The 19,424-nt window shown below is 63.2% G+C and carries 20 protein-coding genes; 19 read left to right on the forward strand and 1 reads right to left on the reverse strand.

Annotation, left to right across the window (positions count from 1 at the left end; all coding sequences use genetic code 11):
• Positions 1-4: 4 nt before the first annotated feature.
• Both XH88_RS30155 and XH88_RS30160 read left to right on the forward strand, forming a co-directional pair.
• Positions 5-556, forward strand: coding sequence for a YeeE/YedE thiosulfate transporter family protein (locus XH88_RS30155; RefSeq protein WP_271671859.1), 552 nt, complete (start codon positions 5-7; stop codon positions 554-556).
• Between the two features lie 14 nt (positions 557-570).
• Positions 571-1,122 (forward strand): YeeE/YedE thiosulfate transporter family protein, encoded by a 552-nt coding sequence (locus XH88_RS30160; protein WP_271671860.1) that lies wholly within the window; start codon positions 571-573, stop codon positions 1,120-1,122.
• A 33-nt stretch (positions 1,123-1,155) separates the two neighbouring features.
• Here XH88_RS30160 and XH88_RS30165 read toward each other — a convergent pair whose 3' ends face one another.
• The gene (locus tag XH88_RS30165; RefSeq protein WP_271671861.1) at positions 1,156-1,473 is read right to left on the reverse strand and encodes an ArsR/SmtB family transcription factor; all 318 of its coding nucleotides are present in this window, start codon (positions 1,471-1,473) and stop codon (positions 1,156-1,158) included.
• 1,001 nt (positions 1,474-2,474) lie between these two features.
• Here XH88_RS30165 and XH88_RS30170 point away from each other — a divergent pair.
• The 17 genes from XH88_RS30170 to XH88_RS30250 all read left to right on the forward strand — a co-directional run bounded on the left by XH88_RS30170 (position 2,475) and on the right by XH88_RS30250 (position 19,389).
• The gene (locus tag XH88_RS30170) at positions 2,475-3,833 is read left to right on the forward strand and encodes an ABC transporter substrate-binding protein (protein WP_271671862.1); all 1,359 of its coding nucleotides are present in this window, start codon (positions 2,475-2,477) and stop codon (positions 3,831-3,833) included.
• Between the two features lie 69 nt (positions 3,834-3,902).
• Entirely contained in the window at positions 3,903-4,877 is a 975-nt protein-coding gene (locus XH88_RS30175) for a carbohydrate ABC transporter permease (RefSeq protein ID WP_271671863.1), read from the forward strand.
• The gene (locus tag XH88_RS30180) at positions 4,874-5,836 is read left to right on the forward strand and encodes a carbohydrate ABC transporter permease (protein WP_271671864.1); all 963 of its coding nucleotides are present in this window, start codon (positions 4,874-4,876) and stop codon (positions 5,834-5,836) included. Before XH88_RS30175 ends, XH88_RS30180 begins: the two co-directional genes overlap by 4 nt.
• The gene (locus tag XH88_RS30185) at positions 5,833-6,033 is read left to right on the forward strand and encodes a hypothetical protein (RefSeq protein WP_271671865.1); all 201 of its coding nucleotides are present in this window, start codon (positions 5,833-5,835) and stop codon (positions 6,031-6,033) included. Before XH88_RS30180 ends, XH88_RS30185 begins: the two co-directional genes overlap by 4 nt.
• Before the next feature lie 10 nt (positions 6,034-6,043).
• Positions 6,044-7,141, forward strand: a complete 1,098-nt coding sequence (locus XH88_RS30190; RefSeq protein ID WP_271671866.1) for an ABC transporter ATP-binding protein — start codon at positions 6,044-6,046, stop codon at positions 7,139-7,141.
• A complete protein-coding gene (locus XH88_RS30195; RefSeq protein WP_271671867.1) occupies positions 7,134-8,159 on the forward strand; it encodes an ABC transporter ATP-binding protein in 1,026 nt (341 codons plus the stop codon). Before XH88_RS30190 ends, XH88_RS30195 begins: the two co-directional genes overlap by 8 nt.
• 12 nt (positions 8,160-8,171) lie before the next feature.
• Complete coding sequence (dhaL, locus tag XH88_RS30200) at positions 8,172-8,795, forward strand: dihydroxyacetone kinase subunit DhaL (protein WP_271671868.1); 624 nt, start codon at positions 8,172-8,174, stop codon at positions 8,793-8,795.
• Positions 8,792-9,184: a dihydroxyacetone kinase phosphoryl donor subunit DhaM gene (gene dhaM / locus XH88_RS30205; protein ID WP_271671869.1), complete on the forward strand. Its 393-nt coding sequence runs from the start codon at positions 8,792-8,794 to the stop codon at positions 9,182-9,184. The genes dhaL and dhaM overlap by 4 nt, the downstream gene beginning before the upstream one ends.
• A 30-nt stretch (positions 9,185-9,214) precedes the next feature.
• The gene (locus XH88_RS30210) at positions 9,215-9,514 is read left to right on the forward strand and encodes an HPr family phosphocarrier protein (RefSeq protein ID WP_271671870.1); all 300 of its coding nucleotides are present in this window, start codon (positions 9,215-9,217) and stop codon (positions 9,512-9,514) included.
• A 4-nt stretch (positions 9,515-9,518) separates the two neighbouring features.
• Positions 9,519-11,138 carry a phosphoenolpyruvate--protein phosphotransferase gene (gene ptsP / locus XH88_RS30215; protein WP_271671871.1) on the forward strand — a complete coding sequence of 540 codons (1,620 nt, stop codon included), beginning with the start codon at positions 9,519-9,521 and terminating at the stop codon, positions 11,136-11,138.
• Positions 11,125-11,553, forward strand: a complete 429-nt coding sequence (locus XH88_RS30220) for a hypothetical protein (protein WP_442868495.1) — start codon at positions 11,125-11,127, stop codon at positions 11,551-11,553. The genes ptsP and XH88_RS30220 overlap by 14 nt, the downstream gene beginning before the upstream one ends.
• 35 nt (positions 11,554-11,588) lie before the next feature.
• Entirely contained in the window at positions 11,589-12,572 is a 984-nt protein-coding gene (dhaK, locus tag XH88_RS30225; RefSeq protein WP_271671873.1) for a dihydroxyacetone kinase subunit DhaK, read from the forward strand.
• Positions 12,573-13,175: 603 nt separating this feature from the next.
• Complete coding sequence (gene dusA, locus XH88_RS30230) at positions 13,176-14,159, forward strand: tRNA dihydrouridine(20/20a) synthase DusA (RefSeq protein ID WP_271671874.1); 984 nt, start codon at positions 13,176-13,178, stop codon at positions 14,157-14,159.
• A 217-nt stretch (positions 14,160-14,376) separates the two neighbouring features.
• Positions 14,377-15,942 (forward strand): amidase family protein, encoded by a 1,566-nt coding sequence (locus XH88_RS30235; RefSeq protein WP_271671875.1) that lies wholly within the window; start codon positions 14,377-14,379, stop codon positions 15,940-15,942.
• A 289-nt stretch (positions 15,943-16,231) separates the two neighbouring features.
• Positions 16,232-17,533 (forward strand): O-acetylhomoserine aminocarboxypropyltransferase/cysteine synthase family protein, encoded by a 1,302-nt coding sequence (locus XH88_RS30240; protein WP_271671876.1) that lies wholly within the window; start codon positions 16,232-16,234, stop codon positions 17,531-17,533.
• 12 nt (positions 17,534-17,545) lie between these two features.
• The gene (gene metA / locus XH88_RS30245) at positions 17,546-18,541 is read left to right on the forward strand and encodes a homoserine O-succinyltransferase MetA (protein WP_271671877.1); all 996 of its coding nucleotides are present in this window, start codon (positions 17,546-17,548) and stop codon (positions 18,539-18,541) included.
• A gap of 104 nt (positions 18,542-18,645) precedes the next feature.
• A complete protein-coding gene (locus XH88_RS30250) occupies positions 18,646-19,389 on the forward strand; it encodes a polysaccharide deacetylase family protein (protein WP_271671878.1) in 744 nt (247 codons plus the stop codon).
• Positions 19,390-19,424: the final 35 nt, after the last annotated feature.

Raw genomic sequence — 19,424 nt, forward strand, 5'->3', positions numbered from 1 at the left:
GCATATGACCACCATTACGGAAAGCTACGTTCGCGAAGCTCCGCGCACCGCGCGGGTAGACTGGTCGCCCTATCTCGTCGGCGCCGGTATCGGACTTCTGAGCTGGATCGCCTTTGCGGTGTTCGGCGATCCGCTCGGCGTTACCACCGCTTATTCGCGCATCGCCTCGCTGTTCGCAGTCCCTGTCATTGGACCGGAGGCGGTAGCGCAGAATTCCTACTGGAAGAGCATGCCACTGAAGTGGGACTATGGCGTCTGGTTCCTCGTGGGCATTCCCGCAGGGGCGTTCATCGCAGCGGCGATGTCGGGCACGTGGCGGCTCGAGCTCGTGCCGGAGGTCTGGAAAGAGCGGTTCGGACCATCGATCGCCAAGCGCTTTGTCGGCGCGTTCCTCGGTGGCGCCGTGATCATGTACGGCGCGCGCCTCGCGGGCGGCTGCACCAGCGGACATGGCATCTCCGGCGGGTTGCAGCTCGCGGTCTCGAGCTGGCTGTTCCTCGCGGTGATGTTCGCCACCGGGCTCGGTATTTCCGCGCTCATGTTCCGCAAGCGCTGAGAGGAGGAACAGAGATGACTGCGATGATGACGATCCTTGGTCCGCTCGTGATGGGCGCAGCCTTCGGTTTCCTGCTGCAGCGTGGCAAGGTGACCAGCTGCAATGTGATTGAGAATCAGTTCCGTCTGCGCGACTTCACCGTGCTGAAGGTGATGGGCACCGCGATCGTGGTCGGCGGCATCGGCGTGCTGCTGCTCGTCGATACCGGCAACACGAAGTACTACGTCAAGGACGCCAACCTGCTGGCGGTCGCGCTCGGCGCCGCGCTGTTCGGCGTCGGCATGGTGGTCTACGGCTACTGTCCGGGAACGGCGCTTGGCGCCATCGCAACCGGCAGCGTCCATGCCCTGGTCGGTGCGCTCGGTATGATCGTCGGTGCCATTCTTTACGCCCTCAGCTTCGACTGGCTGAAGGCCCACGTGCTCAACGTCTGGGCATTGGGCAAGGTTCGCCTTCCGGACCTGACGAACATCCCCGATGTCGCCTGGTTCGCTGCACTTGCGGTCGGCGCTGCGCTGTTCTTCTGGTGGATCGAATCCACGGAGGCCAGGCAGAAGCGCAGCTAGTTGGCCAGGCGACGCGCTCAGCGGGCCGGAAGCCTATCGTTTGCGAGGGCCGCAGAACAGCCGGTGCAGGGTCGAAACCAGCTCTTCGACTCGCGGATCGGCAAGGCGATACCACATCGTTTGAGCGTCGCGCCGGGCCGTGACGACGCCCTCCGCCTTCAGCTTGGCCAGATGCTGCGACAGCGCCGAGGCGGACAGCCCCACCTCCTCGGCGAGTGTCCCGCCATTGGCTTCGCCATATTCGACCAGCTTGCAGACGATGAGCAGGCGATGTTCGTTGGCGAACATGCGCATCAATGCGGCCACATCTCTGGCTTGTCGCTCCAGCGCGCGGGTGTTTGGTCTTCCCATGACGGCGTTCAATAGCACCTGCGTTGTGCTGTCAACGCGTCCGCGCTGATCAGAAAGGCAAGGCACTTGAACGGCACGCCGGGTTGAACTTGGCTGGTCTGCGAGAGACACATTTCCCTCGCACAAAATCAGGCCGCAAGACGTTGCCTTATCGCTTTTCTGTGGCGCCCATGATGGACTGGAACGAGAGTTCAAGTTCTTCAATTGCTTAGAAGGCGGCGTGTGCACGACGTGTGCACCAAGAGATCAAGAAAAATCTCGTCACAGCCATGTCAGCAGACCTCGTGAAATGAGATTGGGCTGCCTCGGGTCGGCGGAAGAGCACGCCCATTGTTTCCGAGGGCAGGGGAGACAGGTGAGTGCCGACGATCAGCATCAGTTGCTGAAAACATGCCACCCTCTCATCCCGCTCCGTGCAGCCCCGCTGGTCGAACTTGCTGCACCCATTGCTTGAGTTCGATCATGTTAGCCGCGCTTTGGCGAGGTCGTTTCTGGAGCGAAACAGGTGTGGTCGGCGGCGACGGCAGACTTCGGCCGATGAGGAGACTGCTCACGCTCTCAATCGTTTCGTTGAACGTTCAGTAAAATCATTTGCTAAACATGCTTGGCGTTGGCCAACTTCTGGCTCGCCGGTTATCCAGGCGGGCTGGATTGCTCGCGGCGCGAGATCGGCGATCGAATCTTCCGACAGATATGGAAATTTTGCTGCGCTGCGAACATCCCGGCTGTGCGCGCGGACGTCGCAAAATCTTTTCGCTAGCTAGCGATAAACCGGCTTGACGGCTTCCAGAATTTAGTAATACGTTTAGTGCCACAAAAAAACTAAACATCGCGCATCGAGCCGATGTGTGGGAGGAGTCCAAGCCCTTCCGGACCCGTTTCCGGAAATGGTCCGTCTCGTTCTCCACTCATCGCTCCTCAAACTCGGTTTCAGGGTCTTGGCGTCGTTCCGGCAGGGAGCGCCGAGCGGGTTAGATGCTTCAACGAGAGAGGAAACGGATATGCGGACATTCAATTGGCTAAGAAGCTCGGCGGCAACCACGGTCCTCGGGACGGCGCTGCTGGGAATATTTGGTGGAGGCGAAGCCGCAGCTCAGGGCAAGCAGCTCACGCTGTGCTGGGCGGCCTGGGATCCGGCCAACGCGCTGGTCGAGCTCGGCAAGGACTTCACCAAGCAATCCGGCATCGAGATGAAGTACGAGTTCGTCCCATGGACGAGTTATGCCGATCGCTTCCTCAATGAGCTCAACTCCCACGGCAAGCTCTGCGACCTGATCATCGGCGACAGCCAGTGGATCGGCGGGGCTGCCGAGAACAAATGGTACGTCAAGCTCAACGATTTCTTCGACAAGGAGAAGATATCGATGGACGACTTCGTCCCGGCGACGGTGGTCGGCTATTCGCAGTGGCCGAAGAACTCGCCGAACTATTGGGCGCTGCCGGCCATGGCCGATGCGGTGGGCTGGACCTATCGCAAGGACTGGTTCTCACGGCCCGAAATTCAATCCGCGTTCAAGGCCAAGTACGGCCGCGACCTGGCGCCGCCGAAGACCTACGACGAGCTGAAGCAGATCGCGGAGTTCTTCCAGGGTCGCGAGATCGACGGCAAGAAGGTCTACGGCGCCTATATCTTTACCGAGCGCGGCTCCGAAGGCATCACCATGGGCGTGACCAACGTGCTCTACAATTACGGCTTCGGCTACGACAATCCGAAGAGGCCGTACCAGATGCAGGGCGTCGTCAATTCACCGGAAGCGGCCAAGGGGCTCGAGTTCTACAAGGAGCTCTACAAGTGCTGCACCGCGCCCGGCATGACCAACGCCTACATGCAGGAAGGACTTGATGCCTTCAAGTCCGGTCAGGTGGCGATGCAGATGAACTGGTTCGCCTTCTTCCCGGGCCTCTACAAGGATCCTAACGTCGGCGGCGACAGAATAGGCTTCTTCGTCAATCCGGCCGGCCCGAACGGACACTTCACCCAGCTCGGCGGACAGGGCATCTCGGTCGTGGCGACCTCCGATCGCAAGGACGACGCGCTGGCCTACATCAAGTGGTTCGCGCAGCCCGCCGTGCAGCAGAAGTGGTGGCAGCTCGGCGGCTATTCGGCGCTCAAGGCGGTGGTCGACGCGCCCGACTTCCCGAAGAGCGCGGCATTCGCGCCGCAATTCCTGGAATCGATGGGCATTGTCAAGGACTTCTGGGCCGAGCCGTCCTACGCGCAACTGCTGCTCGATATGCAGAAGCGGGTGCATGACTACGTCGTTGCCGACAAGGGCACGGCGCAGCAGGCGCTCGATCTCCTGGTCAAGGATTGGACCAAGGTTTTCAAGGAGCAGGGTAAGCAGGTCGCGTCGCAATAGGCGCGGTATTCGCGTCAACCGAACTGGTTTCCCCGGGATGTGCCTCGGGGAAACCGAACCAGCCAGCCGATGGACAAGATGACGACGATCCTTCAACCCGATGATGCTATCATCCCCGGCGTGAGCGAGCCCGCCAAATCTCGTGCCACGCGGCGCGTCCGCGGCCTGTCGGACCGGACCATCGCCTGGCTGTTCGTTGCGCCGACGATCGCGCTATTGCTGGTGATCAACATCTTTCCACTGGCGTGGATGATCCGGCTGTCCTTCACCAGCCTCAATCTCAGCATGTCCTATCTGCCGCTGCGGTTCGTCGGGCTCGACAATTTCACCGACATCCTGACCGACGAGGACGTCTGGTTCCGGCTCCAAACCACGGCGCAATTCGTGATCTGGTCGGTCGCGCTGCAGGTGGTCGTCGGGTTCGGCCTGGCGCTCCTGATCAACCGCCAGTTTCGCGGTCACAGCTTCTGGACCACGATCATCCTCTTGCCGATGATGCTGTCGCCGGCGGTGGTCGGCAACTTCTGGACGCTGCTGTTGCAACCGCAGATCGGGCCGTTCAATTACCTGATCAGCCTGTTTACGGGTGTGCCGCCGAGCTCGTTCAGCATGACCGGGCAGGTTTCGCTCGCGCCCTGGACCATCGTGCTGGTCGACACCTGGATGTGGGCGCCCTACGTCATGCTGATTTGCCTCGCCGGGCTGCGCTCCATTCCCGACTACATCTATGAGGCGGCCGAAGTCGATCGCGCCTCGGCCTGGCGGCAATTCTGGTCGATCACGCTGCCGATGACGGTGCCGTTCCTGATGCTCGCGGTGCTGTTCCGCGCGATCGAGAACTTCAAGATGTTCGACATGGTGAATCTCCTGACGTCGGGAGGGCCGGGATCGACTACGGAGCTCGTATCGATCACGCTGAAGCGCGCGGCGTTCGAGAAATGGCGCACCGGCTATTCCTCCGCGCTCGCCATCATCCTGTTCGTGACCGTGTTCGGTGCCGCCAACGTCTACGTCAAAGCGCTCAACAAGGTGAAGCAACGATGACCGCTGCCGTCGCCAAATCCACCGCTCACTCGATCGTCGAAGCCTCGCCGCGTGCCAGGGCCGTGGCCGGTAGCCTCGTCATCCTGTATGCCGTGATCACGATCCTGCCGCTGCTCTGGATCGTTGCCACCGCGTTCAAGTCGCAGAGCGACGCCATCGCCTATCCGCCGAAGGTGCTCTTCGAGCCGACGCTCGAAGGCTACGTGAACCTGTTCACCGTGCGTACCCGTCAGACGCCGGACTTCATCGCCAAGCTGCCGCCGCCGGAAACGTGGTACGACAAGCTGGTGCGCCAGCGGGACATGGTCATTGCCGGACCGTCGAAGGTCGTGCCACGTTTCGTCAACTCGTTGATCATCGGGTTCGGCTCGACATTCCTGGCCGTCTTTCTCGGCACGCTCGCGGCCTACGCATTCTCGCGCTTTCGCATTCCCCTGGCTGACGACCTCCTGTTCTTCATCCTCTCGACGCGAATGATGCCGCCAGTCGCGGTCGCGATCCCGATCTATCTGATGTACCGCCAGCTCAACCTGACCGACACCAGGCTCGGAATGATCCTGCTCTACACCGCCGTGAACGTCTCGCTCGCGGTCTGGCTGCTCAAGGGGTTCATCGACGAGATCCCGCGCGAGTATGAGGAGGCCGCTCTCGTCGACGGCTACACGCGGCTCCAGGCCCTGCGCAAGGTGGTACTGCCGCAGGCCGTCACGGGAATTGCGGCAACCGCGATCTTCTGCCTGATCTTCTCGTGGAACGAATATGCCTTCGCGGTTCTCCTGACGAGCGGCGAAGCGCAGACCATGCCGCCATTCATCCCCTTCATCATCGGCGAGGGCGGGCAGGATTGGCCAGCGGTGGCTGCCGCGACCACGCTGTTCGTCGTCCCGATCGTCCTGTTCACCGTGTTGTTGCGCAAACACCTGTTGCGCGGCATCACCTTCGGAGCTGTGCGCAAATGAGCGGTTCTGCGGTCGCCAGAAGGGGAGTGTCTCGCTGGCTCCGACGCGGGCCTTGGGAGACGGGCGCGATGACCCTGATCGGTGGCGGCATCATCATGCTGGTGCAGCCGTGGTCGATTGATCTGTACAGCTATTCCTTCGCGACGATCCTCGCCGGCACGGTTGGCTATGTCATCGTCAGCCATTTTCCGGAATAGGGCGGTAGCCATGGCACAAATCCGCGTCGAAAACTTGCGCAAGTCGTTCGATCAGTTCACGGCCGTGCAAGGCTCGAACTTCACCATCGATGATGGCACCTTTTTCGCGATGCTGGGGCCCTCCGGTTGCGGCAAGACGACCACGTTGCGCATGATTGCGGGCCTCGAGCTGCCGACCGAGGGCAGGATCCTGCTCGACAGCGAGGACGTGACGTTCCGCCGTGCGGCGGCCCGCGACATCGCCTTCGTCTTCCAGCTTTTCGCCCTCTATCCGCATATGAATGTTGCCGACAATATCGGCTTTCCCCTGAAGTGCCAGGGCATGGGCCGGCGCCAGGTTCGCGAGCGCGTGCAGGAAACAGCGCGGCTCCTGCGGATCGAGCATCTCCTGTCGAGCAAGACGTCAAAGCTGTCGGGTGGCGACCGGCAGCGGGTCGCGCTTGGGCGCGCCATGGTCAGGCGGCCGAAGGCCTTTCTGATGGACGAGCCATTGGGAGCACTCGATGCCGAGTTTCGTCATCTGATGTGCGGCGAGCTTCGCGACCTCCATGATCGCATTGGTGCAACTACGGTCTACGTGACGCACGACCAGCTCGAGGCGATGTCGATGGCGGATCAGATCGCCGTCATGAACAAGGGATGCGTCGAACAGATCGGTTCGCCGCAGGAGATCTACGACCGGCCCGCGAGCATGTTCGTGGCCGACTTCATCGGTTCGCCGCCGATGAATTTCTTGCGATTTGAGAGCGGCCTGCGATCCGGCGATCGGGCTGTCGCGTTTCACAGCGTCAGCGTCGAAGTTCCGCAGATTTGTGAGGATCGCGCGAGCGCGCTGCTGGCTCTCGGGATACGTCCGGAGCATATCCGCTTCGCCGACGCGGCCCCCGTGCGCGGCGAGGTATTCGGCGCAGAATATCTCGGCACGACGCAAATCGTCACGGTCGACACGGCGCATGGACGCGTCGCGGCCCGGCTGCCCTCCAGCGCGTCGGTGCGGATCGGCGAAATGGTGGGTCTCGAATTCCACTCCGAACGGCTCGCGCTGTTTGATGTCGGCAGCGGTTTGGCTATTCGGACCGCCAACGAGGGGAGCGCGGGCCATGGCTGACGTCACCTTACGCAACATCAGCAAGCGGTTTGGCGCGGTCGAGGCGGTCCGCGAGCTTTCGCTGGCGGTGAATGACGGAGAATTCCTGGTCCTGCTCGGACCGAGTGGTGCCGGCAAGACCACGACGCTGCGGCTGATCACCGGGCTCGAGACCCCCGACGCCGGCTCAGTCATGATCGACGGCCGCGACGTCACGCATGATCCGCCGGGATCTCGCGATATCGCCTTCGTCTTTCAGCAGTACTCGCTGTATCCGCATCTCACGGTCTATGACAATCTGGCGTTCCCGCTGCGCTCGCCCGCGCGGCGCGTGCCGGAGCCCGTCATCCGCAAGCGCGTGGAGCAGACGGCGGAGCTGCTGCATATCGCAAGCAAGCTGAACAATCGTGCCACCCGGCTGTCCGGCGGTGAGATGCAGCGGGTCGCCATCGGCCGCGCGCTGGTGCGCGATCCCTCGATCTACCTGATGGACGAACCGCTCTCGTCGCTGGATGCGAAGCTCCGTTCGGAGCTCCGTCTCGAGCTCAAGCGGATCCAGCTCGAGCTCGGCGCGACCATCCTTTACGTGACCCACGACCAGGTCGAGGCCATGACCATGGCCTCCCGGATCGGCGTGATCAAGGACGGCCAGCTTCTTCAGCTTGGCACGCCGCGGGAGATTTACGAAAGCCCGTCCAGCAGCTATGTCGCCTCCCGCCTCGGGACTCCCCTAATCAACTTCCTTCCGGCTCGTCTCTTGTCCGACGTACCGGTTCCGCCGGGAACAGAGACGGTCGGCATCCGGACCGAGCATCTGCAGATCGCTGCGCGCAATGGTGGGCGGATGATCGGCCGCGTGCACCGCGTCGAGCACCTCGGCGAGCAGAATCATGTTCATTTGGATTATAGGGGTGAGATGCTCGTGACGCTTGCGGACCCGCATCGGCCCCTGCAGGCAGGCCAGGAGGTCGAACTGCACCTGGTGCATCCGCTTTGTTTCGATCGCGCGGGGCAACGCATCTCCGCGATGATTCACTAGAGGATCCATTCGATGTCGCTGCAACCCGAGACATTCAAGTCGTTGGTCAAGATGGCCGCAGAGCAGGTCATCGCCAGCGCGCCGGAGCTCACAAGCCTGGATCAGGCGATCGGCGATGGCGACCATGGAACAAACATGAAGCGTGGATTTGAAGCCGTGCTCGGCAAGCTCGATGCCATCTCCGCGCAGCCGCTCGACGACGCGCTGAAAATGATCGGCAAGACCCTGGTGATGACGGTCGGCGGCGCGTCCGGGCCGCTTTACGGGAGCTTCTTCCTCGCCGCCGGCGAGGCGCTCTCGCACAACAAACACTTGCCGGACGACCTCGCGGACGTCTTCGGCAGCGGCGTGAACGCCGTCAGCGCCCGCGGCCGCTCGCAGGCCGGCGAGAAGACGATGCTCGACGTGCTTGTTCCCGTCCTGGAAACGCTGAAGACGGCGGCAGGCCAGCCGGATCTGATCGCGCGCGTCCGGACCACCGCCGGCGAGGCGGTCGAGCGGACCGCGCCGATGCAGGCCACCAAGGGGCGGGCGTCGTTCCTTGGATCGCGCAGCATCGGACACGTCGATCCCGGCGCCCGCTCGAGTTGCGTTCTCGTGCAGGCTGTCTGCGCGAGCCTGGAGGGACAGCAATGACTGAAACCGTGGGGATCGTGATCGTCTCGCATTCGAAGGACATCGCCAAGGGCACCGCCGACATGGTGCGGCAGATGGTCGGCAGCGAGGTCAGGGTGGCGTTCTGCGGCGGCAATCCCGATGGCGGATTGGGCACCAGCGTCTCCCTGATCATCGACGCCATCAATGATGCCTGGTCCGCCAAGGGCGTCGCAGTCCTCGTCGATCTGGGCGGAGCCGAAACCAACAGTGAAATGGCGGTTGAGATGCTGGAGCCCGCGCGGCGCGAGCTCGTTGTCGTATGCAACGCGCCGATCGTCGAGGGCGCCGTGATGGCGGCTACCGAGGCGGCAGGCGGCAGCTCACTGGCGCAGGTGAAGGCCGTGGCCGAGGAACTCTCTGCCGACTAACGCGTCGGCGAAGCGATGATGGAAGATGACATGCTGGACAAAGCGGACGGACAGATTTTCACCGGTAATGTGCGGCTGGTGCACGCGGTGGGTATGCACGCGCGCCCCGCGGTCAAGCTGACCAAGCTCGCGAAGAAGTTCCAGGCCCAGATTTCCGTGCGGGTCGCAGGCGTGGCCGAGTGGATCAATGCCAAGAGCGTGGTCAAGATCATGGCGATGCGCGCGGCCCACGGCAGCACGATCGAGATCAAGGCATCCGGCAGTGACGCGGAAGCCGCCGTTGCGGCGCTGATCGATCTGATCGCAACCGATTTTCCCGACGAGGCTTAGCAGCATGCAGGGTGGCGCGACAGGACTGGCCTATCGCGGTAGAACCGCCTCGATCGGCTTTGCTCATGGCCGGCTTGTCCGTGTCGACGCGGACACCAACGGCGAGCGTGTCGCGGGTAACCTCGCTGAAGAGGCGCTTGCCCTTCGCGCTGCAATTGACGCGGCAAGCGGGCAGATCGCGGATCTCGCCGGGATCGCCGGCGGCGAGGCTGCGCAGATTCTCGAATTCCAGGTCGCGCTGCTGGAGGACGAGGATTTCATCGAAGCGATCTTCGCATCGATCGGCGATGGCGATCCGGCGGATGTCGCATGGCGTTCGGCACTCGACGCGCAGATCGCGGACTACAATTCGGCGGCGGACGAATATCTGAAGGCACGCTCCTCGGACCTTGCAGATCTGCGCGACCGCGTGATCAACATTCTGCGGGGAGGCGAGGGTAAGGCCCTGAAAATTCCAAGCGGAGCCGTCGTCTGCGCCGACGATCTGCCGCCCTCGCGATTTCTGGAGATTGACTGGTCCGGCGGTGGCGGGCTCGCGCTCTTGCGCGGCAGTCCCACCAGCCACGTCGCGATGCTGGCGCGCGCGCGGGGCATCCCCATGGTCGTGCAGCTTGGCGCGATTCCCGATATCGGAGCCACCGCGCTGCTTGACGGCGAGGGCGCGACGCTCGAGCTCGATCCCAATGCGGAGCAGGTTCGCCTGTTCGAGAAGCGGCGCGAAAGCCATCGCAAGAGCAGGGCGTCTGCGCGCGCGATCCTGCGACGGCCGACAGCATCGTGGCGCGGCGAGCGGATCAAGCTGTTCATCAATATCCAGCGCGTCGACGATCTCGAGCACGCCGACGCGCAATATGCCGATGGGATCGGCCTCATGCGCACCGAGTTTCTGCTGACGGAGCGGGGCGGTTTGCCCGATGAGGAGACACAGTTTCAGGCTTACGATGCGGTGCTGCGTTGGGCCGACCAGCGCCCGGTCACCATTCGCACGTTTGACGCGGGCGGCGACAAGCCTATCGCCGGCTTCACGCTGGACGGCGAAGCCAATCCGTTCCTCGGAGTTCGGGGCTTGCGGCTTTGCCTGGCCCGGCCCGAGATCTTTGCCATTCAGCTCCGCGCGCTGGCACGGGCCGCCGTGCGCGGAAACCTCAAGGTCATGTTTCCGATGGTCACGTCTGCGGGTGAGCTCGAGGCGGGGCGGAAGCTGTTTGCCGATGTCGTGCAGCGCTTGCAGGCGGACGGGATTGCCGCGATGCTTCCCGAGCTGGGAATCATGGTCGAAGTCCCGGCGGCGGCCCTGGTGATCACGAGCTTCAAGGCCTCCTTCTTCTCAATCGGCTCGAACGATCTCGCGCAATATGTCCTTGCCTGCGATCGTTCCAATGGAGCGCTCGCCCCCTTGATGGACCCGCTGCATCCGGCGGTGCTCGAACTGATCGCTCGGACCGCCGAGCATGGGCGGCGCGCCGCGATCAGCGTCAGCCTCTGCGGCGACATGGCAGGCGATCCGCGCTGCCTTCCCGCATTACTGAACTGCGGCCTGCGTGAGCTCTCTGTGAATGCATCGGCGCTCGCGCACATCAAGCAGACGATCGACCGGCTGAGCAGCGGAGGTGGCCTTGGCTGATACGGCGATCGACGAACCGGCGGAAGCCGGCGCTGTTGCGGTTTACAAACGGATCTTCAAGGAGGTGCTGGAGAGCCGCCCGTCGGGCATGCGGCTGCGTCTTGCGCATGCCATGGGGAAGAACCGCAGCTTCGTCAGCCAGATCAGCAACCCCGCTTATCCGGTGCCGATACCCGTGCAGCATCTCAACACGATCTTCGATGTCTGCCACTTCCCGCCGCAGGCGAAGTCCGCTTTTCTTCGCGCCTATGCGCGGGCGCATCCGCGTCGGATCGGCCGGTTGACCGAAGGATCGCACGAGCGGACCTTGACGCTGCACTTGCCGGATCTCGGCAGCGCCAAGCGGAACGCCGAGCTCGATGCGCTGCTCCAGGAATTCGCGCGGCGCTTGATTGCCATCATGAGGGAAAAATAAGGCGTGAGGCCAAAGGAAGAAGCGGGGAGGAGACAATGAAGAAGTTCATCAATTCGGTCGACGGCGTGCTTGCGGAGAGCTTGGACGGGCTTGCGGCCGCACATGCCGATCTCGTCGCGCTTGGGCCGGAGCGGAAATTCGTTCAGCGCCGTGAGCTGAACTCGAAGAAGGTCGCACTCGTTTCGGGTGGCGGCAGCGGGCATGAGCCGCTGCATGCGGGCTTCGTCGGCTATGGCATGCTCGACGCCGCCTGTCCGGGACAGGTCTTCACGTCGCCGACGCCGGACCAGATCGTCGAGGCCGCCCAGGCGGTTGCCGGTGAAGCCGGCGTGCTGTTCATCGTGAAGAACTATGCAGGCGACCGCATGAATTTCGAGATGGCCGCTGAGATCGCCGAAGGCCGCACTGCCACCATCGTGACCGACGACGACGTCGCGGTCGAGAACTCGACACACACCATCGGGCGCCGCGGCGTGGCGGGCACATTGATCGTCGAGAAGATCGTCGGCGCGGCGGCCGAGAAGGGCGCCGACCTCGAGGGCTGCGTTGCGCTCGGCGAGCGCGTCAACGCGCGCACGCGCTCGATGGGGGTGGCGCTGACGAGCTGCACTGTGCCTGCCGCAGGCACGCCGACCTTCTCGCTCGGCGAGGACGAGATGGAGGTTGGTGTCGGCATTCACGGTGAGCCGGGACGGCGCCGGGTCAAGCTGGAGCAGGCCGACGCGATCGCGGACGAGATGACGACGGCCATCGCGCAGGATCTCAACGCGCGCGACGGGGCAGAAGCCCTCTTGCTCGTCAACGGATTTGGCGGAACGCCGACGATCGAGCTCTATCTGATGTACAATGCGGCGCGCCGACTGCTCGAAAAGCGCGGTTTGCGCATTGCTCGCTCGCTGGTCGGCAGCTTCGTCACCTCGCTGGACATGGCCGGGTGCTCGCTCACCGTGAGCGTGCTCGATAGTGAGACCGCGGCGCTCTGGGACCATCCCGTGCGCACGGCCGCGTTGAAATGGTGACCGCGGCCGCGAATGGCCTTTGACTTTTTCCGATCGCGCATCGGTTGACGATCAGCCGAGGCCACGCCTCGCGTATGCACCGGGAATCTTCCGGTTCACCCTCCCTGAAACTTGCCGTGTCCCTCGGGCACGGCATTCTTTTACGTGCCGAGTAGAGAGCTATCTCCCGTCGGTCCGATGCCCCTGACGCTCTATTGAGGCATTTCCTGAATTGCGCTCACGTTGTGGCGCATGTGGCGTACCCTCGTAGCGTTGGATCAATGCTGATTTCCTTGCCAAAGCTGCTTCTTGGTTTCGGTTGAATGTGCGTCGCACTTGGCGTTTTCTTTGTGTCGCTCGTGCTGCGATGAGAGTGGAGGGAGGAATGGCTCCAGCGACAAAGCGCCAATTTTCCGAGGCGACTGAGTGAACGTCGCCGTTCGTGTGCACTCGGGCTTCCGCGTGCACAATGTGTGCATGGAGAATGCAGATTGGGCGTCTTGGCTTCCAGCAGGGGGATATGATTCTGGAAAAAAGCAAAATATATCAAAGCTGGGTCGCGCTGGATTTCCCAATCGGTCCAATCCGTTATGGGATTGGGTGGAGACAGAATAGATCAATGAAATGAATGACTTGCGCTATCTATTTTCCGTCGCCCCCATGATGGACTGGACGGACCGGCATTGCCGGGTGTTCCACCGCCATCTGTCCCGGCGGGCGTTGCTTTATACGGAAATGCTGACCACAGGGGCCATCATTCATGGTGACCGGGAGCGGCTGCTTGGGTTCGACGCGATGGAGCATCCTGTCGCGCTTCAGCTCGGCGGGTCGGACCCCGGCGAGCTGGCGAGGGCGGCGCGGATCGGCGAAGAGTTCGGCTATGACGAGATCAACCTCAATGTCGGCTGCCCGTCCGATCGCGTGAAGGATGGCCGCTTTGGCGCCTGCCTGATGGCGGAGCCGGAACTCGTGGCGAGGTGCGTCGAGGCGATGAAGGGCGCGGTCGCCATTCCCGTCACCGTCAAGTGCCGCATCGGCATCGATGCTCAGGATCCGGAAGTCGCGCTGGACACGCTCGCGCGCGCGGTGGTCGCCGCCGGCTGCGATGCGCTGATCGTGCATGCCCGAAAGGCCTGGCTCAACGGCCTGTCGCCCAGGGAGAATCGCGACATCCCGCCGCTGGACTATGATCGCGTCTACCGGCTCAAGCGTGCGATGCCCGACGTTCCGGTCATCATCAACGGCGGTGTTCTGACCCTCGACGAGGCGAAAGCGCATCTTGCCCATGTCGACGGCGTCATGCTTGGTCGTGCCGCCTATCAGGAGCCGTGGCGGCTGCTGTCGGTCGATTCCGACATTTTCGGCGAGGCGGCACCGCACGCCACGATGCAGGACGCATTCGAGGCAATGATGCCCTACATCGAAGCGCAGCTTGTCCGCGGCACGCGGCTGCATGCCATCACCCGGCATTTCGTCGGTGCATTCCACGCAGTGCCTGGGGCGCGCGCTTTTCGCCGTCATCTTGCCGAGCACGGTACAGGCCCGGGGGCAAATCTGACTGTATTGAGAGATGCGATCGCCAAACTCGCGCTCAGACAGGCCGCCTAGCGCACCGTTCCTGGCTTCGAAGACTTCGATCCTCGGCGATTGTCCTGTTTCGCGAGAGTGGCATTTTCGCTCAACGACCCAGGCGGCCAGCTGAAAGAGTGCAGGCGGAGCATCGCCTCTGACCGGGGTGCGGCGCCAGCGCGCCATGCAGAAACGCACCTGTACAGGGTCGCATGGCCTTCGTAACTTTCGCCGCGCAATTTCAGGAGATGGGGACGTGGCAAGGAAGACGGCGAAGAAGCAAAGCGTTTCGAAGAAAGCAGCGAAAACCTCGAGCAAGAAGAGCCCAGTCCGCAAGCGGGCCGTCGCCAAGACGGCAAAGAAAATCGCGGCGCCGGCTCGCAAATCCGCGGCGGTACGCCGTCCCAGAGGGCCGGCCTGGCAATGGTCGGCGGTAGAAACCGCGGCGGCGATCCGCTCCGGCGCAATCTCCGCGGTGGAAACCGTCGAGGCGCATCTGGAGCGGATGCATGCCGTCAATCCGAGGCTGAATGCGGTCGTCGTCGATCTCGGTGAGGAAGCGCTGACGGCGGCGCATGCGGCCGACAAGCAGCGCGCCAGGGGCGGCGAACTCGGTCTCCTGCACGGCGTGCCCGTGACCATCAAGGAGAACGTCGACTATGAGGGCCGGCCCAATTTCAACGGCGTTCCCGCCAACAAGAATCTCATCGCGCCATCGGATTCGCCTGTTGTCCGCAACCTGAAGAAATCAGGCGCGATCGTCATTGGTCTCACTAACACGTCGGAATTCTCGTTCCGCGGCTTCACCGATAATCCGCTGCATGGGCTGACGCTCAATCCCTGGGACCCTGATATCACCTGCGGCGGCTCCTCGGGCGGTGCGGGTTCGGCGGTCGCCGCCGGCATCGGTACCATCGCCCATGGCAACGATATCGGTGGCTCGCTGCGCTGGCCGGCGCATTGCAATGGTGTTGCCACCATCAAGCCGACGCAGGGCCGCATTCCCGCTTTCAACGCAAGCGCAACGGCGGAGCGGCCGATGCTGGCGCACCTGATGTCGGCGCAGGGGCCGCTCGCCCGCCACGTCTCGGACGTCCGTTTGGCGCTCGAGGTGATGAGCCAGCGCGATCCGCGCGATCCCTGGTGGGTGCCGGCGCCGCTGACCGGGCCGAAGCCGAAGGGTCCGATCAAGGTCGCGTTGGCCAGGATACCCGAAGACATGGAGGTCGATCCGGCGGTTAGCGCTGCGCTCCGCCAGGCCGCCGATCATCTGGAGCGATCCGGCTATCGCGTCAGCGAGGTCGAGGTGCCCGACATCAACGGCGTCTGGCAGACCTGGTGCGACATCATCACCAACGAGACGGTGGTGATGCAGGAGGCCGGCATGCTGAAGGTCACATCGGAGGACTTCCACAAGGCGTGGAGCGGGATGAAGACCAAGGCCAATGTCCTCGATCTCAAGGCCTGGATGCAGGCGACGGCCGCCCGCAACGGCCATATCCGCGCCTGGCAGATGTTCTTCGAGGAGTATCCGGTGGTGCTGGCGCCGACAACGGTGAAGCCGACGCCGGGGCCGCGCGAGGACACCGTCAGCGCCGAGCGCGTGCAGGAAATCTTCTGGGGTGAAATCCGCTTCATCTCCGCGATCAACGTGCTGGGCCTGCCCGGCGCGGTGGTGCCCGTGGCCGTGCACGACGGCAAGCCGATCGGCGTGCAACTCATCGCGGGCCGCTACCGCGAGGATCTGGCTCTGGATGCGGCCGCGGCGATCGAAAAGCGCGCCGGCGTGCTGGCACACCGGCTCTGGGAAATGATGGCCTGATCTGGCGCAGCCATCCCGGAGCATTGCAATTTGCGGCAATGACGATCTCGCGGGCGAGATCGTCATCCACTTTCGGCCCGCTGGCGTCCCTGACGATATCGGCTGGACAGTTAATCCAAATTGACTCAAATTTTAGCCAATTCACCAACAACCATTAGGGTTACTTCCTCGATCTCTAAGCGAATTATTGTCCGCTTTACCACCCACCTCTAACAGGGAAACGGCGGACAACGCACATGCCTCATACAGGCCAATAAGTGCGGCCCGCGTCCCACGCGGAGGTGGTACGATGCGCAACGAGACGATCGCTATTCACGCCGGCTACGAGCCCGAAGCCACCACGCACGCAGTCGCCGTGCCGATCTACCAGACCGCGGCCTACGCCTTCGACAGCGCCGACCACGGCGCAGCGCTCTTCAACCTCGAGGCCGAAGGCTTTCGCTACAGCCGCATCGCCAATCCCACCAGCGCCGTGCTGGAGAAGCGTATCGCCCAGCTCGAAGGCGGTGTCGGCGCGCTTGCGGTTGCAACCGGCCAGGCCGCGCTGCATTTCGCCTTCGTCAATGTGGCCGACCACGGCGGCAATATCGTCTCCGTGCCGCAGCTCTACGGCACCACGCACACGCTGCTCTCCCACATCCTACCGCGGCAGGGCATTACGGGCCGCTTCGCCGAGAGCGACGCGCCTGATGCGATTGCAAAGCTGATCGACGAGAACACCCGCGCGGTGTTCGCCGAGACCATCGGCAACCCCGCCGGCAATGTCTGCGACATCGAGGCGCTGGCGAAAATTGCGCATGCGCATGGTGTGCCGCTGATCGTCGACAACACGGTCGCAACGCCCATCCTGCTCAAGCCGTTTGACTACGGCGCCGACATCGCCGTGCATTCGTTGACCAAATTCCTGGGCGGTCACGGCACCACGCTCGGCGGCGCGATCGTCGATTCCGGAAATTTTCCCTGGGCCAGGCATGCCGAGCGTTTCCCGGCCTACAACAAGCCGGATGCCTCCTATCACGGCCTCGTCTATGCCGAGCGCTTCGGCAGGACCGCCTATATCGAGCGCGCGCGCAGCGTCTATCAGCGCACGATGGGCTCGGTGCTGTCACCGTTCAATGCGTTCCTGCTGCTTCAGGGCATCGAGACCGTGGCGCTGCGCATGGAGCGCCACGTCGAGAACGCCCGCAAGGTCGCCGAATTCCTTCGCAAGGACCCGCGCGTGGCCTGGGTCAATTACACCGGCTTTCCGGACAGCCCCTATTATCCGCTGGTCCAAAAGTATCTCAACGGCAACGCCTCTTCGCTGTTCACCTTCGGCATCAAAGGCGGGATGGAGGCCGGCAAAACCTTCTATGACGCGCTGAAGCTGATCACGCGCCTTGTCAACATCGGCGACGCCAAGTCGCTGGCCTGCCATCCAGCCTCGACCACGCACCGCCAGATGTCGCCGGAGCAGCAGCGCACAGCCGGTGTGCTGCCGGAGACCATCCGCCTCTCGATCGGTATCGAGCATGCGGCCGATATCATCGAGGACATCGACCAGGCACTGGAAAAAGCCTGCCCGGCCGCACGCCTTCAGGCCGCGGAGTAGGCAACCGGGCCGATGAACGTCTTGATCGCCAGGGATCAAGGGATCGCAAGCCCGGCGCTGGTGCCGGCCGAGGGTGATTTCGCGCGCGATCGCGGCGGCACCGATCTCACCATCGGTCTGATCAACAACATGCCTGATACGGCGCTGAAAGCGACAGAGCGGCAATTCATGAAGCTGCTCCAGGCCGCCGCGGGCCCACGCCGTGTGCGCTTCCATTGTTTCTCGCTGCCGTCGGTAAAGCGCTCGCCGGAAGCGAGATGGCATGTCGAGAGCGAATATTCCGATCTTTCCGATCTCAAGCGCCAGAGATTCGACGGTCTGATCGTGACCGGCGCCGAGCCGGTCGCGCCCGAGCTCGACCAGGAGCCGTACTGGCGTGACCTCACCGAGTTGATCGACTGGGCCAAGGCCAACACCCGCTCGACGATCTGGTCATGCCTCGCGGCACACGCCGCGGTGCTGCATCTCGATCGGGTCGAACGGCAGCGTCTGCCGGCCAAATGTCATGGCATCTTCGATTGTGAGGCTGTGACCGGCGACGCGTTGACACGCGATGCGCCGGCGCCGCTCAAGGTTTCGCATTCTCGCCTGAACGAAGTGGCGGAGAATGATCTCACTCAGGCTGGGTATCAGGTGCTGACCCGATCGGCCCGGGCAGGAGTCGACATCTTCGTCAGGCAATATGCCAGCCGTTTCATCTTTTTCCAGGGGCACCCCGAATATGACGCGCTGTCGCTCCAACGCGAATATCTGCGCGACATCGGCCGTTACCTCGCGCGCCAGCGAGAGATCTATCCGGCCCTCCCTCTGAGTTATTTCGACGAAGCGACGGAGGAAAAGCTGGCGCGCTTCGAGAAGCGGGCGAGGCAGCAGCGTCATCCCGCGCTCACCAACGAATTGCCTGCACTGACCTTGCGCGCGGATATCGACGCGGGCACCGCCGCCGCGGCGCTTTTCCGCAATTGGCTGCAATATCTCGGCGCCGATGCCCCGCTGCTCGCGCGTTAAGCGGGGCGTCTGGTTCCGCGTTAGGATTACCCAAGCGTTAGGCTTGCCTCGGACCACGTGCAAATGTTTCAGTGGAGAAACGTGGAATCACAGGGAATGCACCCTTGCTGTCGGACCTCAACGGACGCTTGAGCAATCGGCTGGCCCGGCATTTCCGCGCCGCGCCGCACCGTTTGCCAGCGCATGCGCCGATGGTGAGCTTTACCTTCGATGACGCGCCCGATAGCTCCGCAGGCGAGGGCGCCGCGCTGCTCGAAGCGCATGGCGGCCGCGGCACGTTCTACCTTGCCGGCAGTCTGATCGACCAGCCCGGGGATCATTGGCGCGGGCTATCGAGCGATGCGATCGTCCGGCTGCATCGCGGCGGTCACGAGATCGGCTGCCACACCTTCTCGCATCTGCGCGCGGTCGATCTCGACGAGCGCGCAATGGCGCGCGAGATCGAGCGCAACCGCAACTATTTTCACAGCATCGACTCCTCGATCCGGCTCGAGAATTTCGCCTATCCGTATGGCCTCGCCTCGGTCTGGCGGAAGCCTCAGCTCGCCAAAACTTTCCGCTCGGCGCGGGGTATCCTTCCCGGCGTCAACAGCGACGTCATCGATCTCCAGTTCCTCCGCGCCTCGCCCCTGGTCGATTGTGAGATCGATGTGGCGGGCGTGGACCGCTACTTCGACGAGGCACTGGCAAGCGGCGGCTGGCTGATCTTCTACGGTCATGACGTCGTCGACCACCCGAGCCCCTATGGCTGCACGCCCGCGCTGCTGCGCCACGCGCTGGAGGCCGCGGAACAGCGCGGCATGCCGATCGTGACGGTCGCCGAGGCCTTGCGCAGGATCGGCGCGTAGCTTTTCACCGCCCCTTCAAACGGAGGGTGAAGATG

It is taken from the genome of Bradyrhizobium sp. CCBAU 51627 (assembly GCF_028128765.1).
GTDB lineage: Bacteria > Pseudomonadota > Alphaproteobacteria > Rhizobiales > Xanthobacteraceae > Bradyrhizobium.

Bases quoted from the DNA above. Each gene is read 5' to 3' on its own strand.
- XH88_RS30155 (WP_271671859.1), top strand. From the start codon at position 5: ATGACCACCATTACGGAAAGCTACGTTCGCGAAGCTCCGCGCACCGCG.
- XH88_RS30160 (WP_271671860.1), top strand. From the start codon at position 571: ATGACTGCGATGATGACGATCCTTGGTCCGCTCGTGATGGGCGCAGCC.
- XH88_RS30165 (WP_271671861.1), bottom strand. From the start codon at position 1,473: ATGGGAAGACCAAACACCCGCGCGCTGGAGCGACAAGCCAGAGATGTG.
- XH88_RS30170 (WP_271671862.1), top strand. From the start codon at position 2,475: ATGCGGACATTCAATTGGCTAAGAAGCTCGGCGGCAACCACGGTCCTC.
- XH88_RS30175 (WP_271671863.1), top strand. From the start codon at position 3,903: ATGGACAAGATGACGACGATCCTTCAACCCGATGATGCTATCATCCCC.
- XH88_RS30180 (WP_271671864.1), top strand. From the start codon at position 4,874: ATGACCGCTGCCGTCGCCAAATCCACCGCTCACTCGATCGTCGAAGCC.
- XH88_RS30185 (WP_271671865.1), top strand. From the start codon at position 5,833: ATGAGCGGTTCTGCGGTCGCCAGAAGGGGAGTGTCTCGCTGGCTCCGA.
- XH88_RS30190 (WP_271671866.1), top strand. From the start codon at position 6,044: ATGGCACAAATCCGCGTCGAAAACTTGCGCAAGTCGTTCGATCAGTTC.
- XH88_RS30195 (WP_271671867.1), top strand. From the start codon at position 7,134: ATGGCTGACGTCACCTTACGCAACATCAGCAAGCGGTTTGGCGCGGTC.
- dhaL (WP_271671868.1), top strand. From the start codon at position 8,172: ATGTCGCTGCAACCCGAGACATTCAAGTCGTTGGTCAAGATGGCCGCA.
- dhaM (WP_271671869.1), top strand. From the start codon at position 8,792: ATGACTGAAACCGTGGGGATCGTGATCGTCTCGCATTCGAAGGACATC.
- XH88_RS30210 (WP_271671870.1), top strand. From the start codon at position 9,215: ATGCTGGACAAAGCGGACGGACAGATTTTCACCGGTAATGTGCGGCTG.
- ptsP (WP_271671871.1), top strand. From the start codon at position 9,519: ATGCAGGGTGGCGCGACAGGACTGGCCTATCGCGGTAGAACCGCCTCG.
- dhaK (WP_271671873.1), top strand. From the start codon at position 11,589: ATGAAGAAGTTCATCAATTCGGTCGACGGCGTGCTTGCGGAGAGCTTG.
- dusA (WP_271671874.1), top strand. From the start codon at position 13,176: ATGAATGACTTGCGCTATCTATTTTCCGTCGCCCCCATGATGGACTGG.
- XH88_RS30240 (WP_271671876.1), top strand. From the start codon at position 16,232: ATGCGCAACGAGACGATCGCTATTCACGCCGGCTACGAGCCCGAAGCC.
- metA (WP_271671877.1), top strand. From the start codon at position 17,546: ATGAACGTCTTGATCGCCAGGGATCAAGGGATCGCAAGCCCGGCGCTG.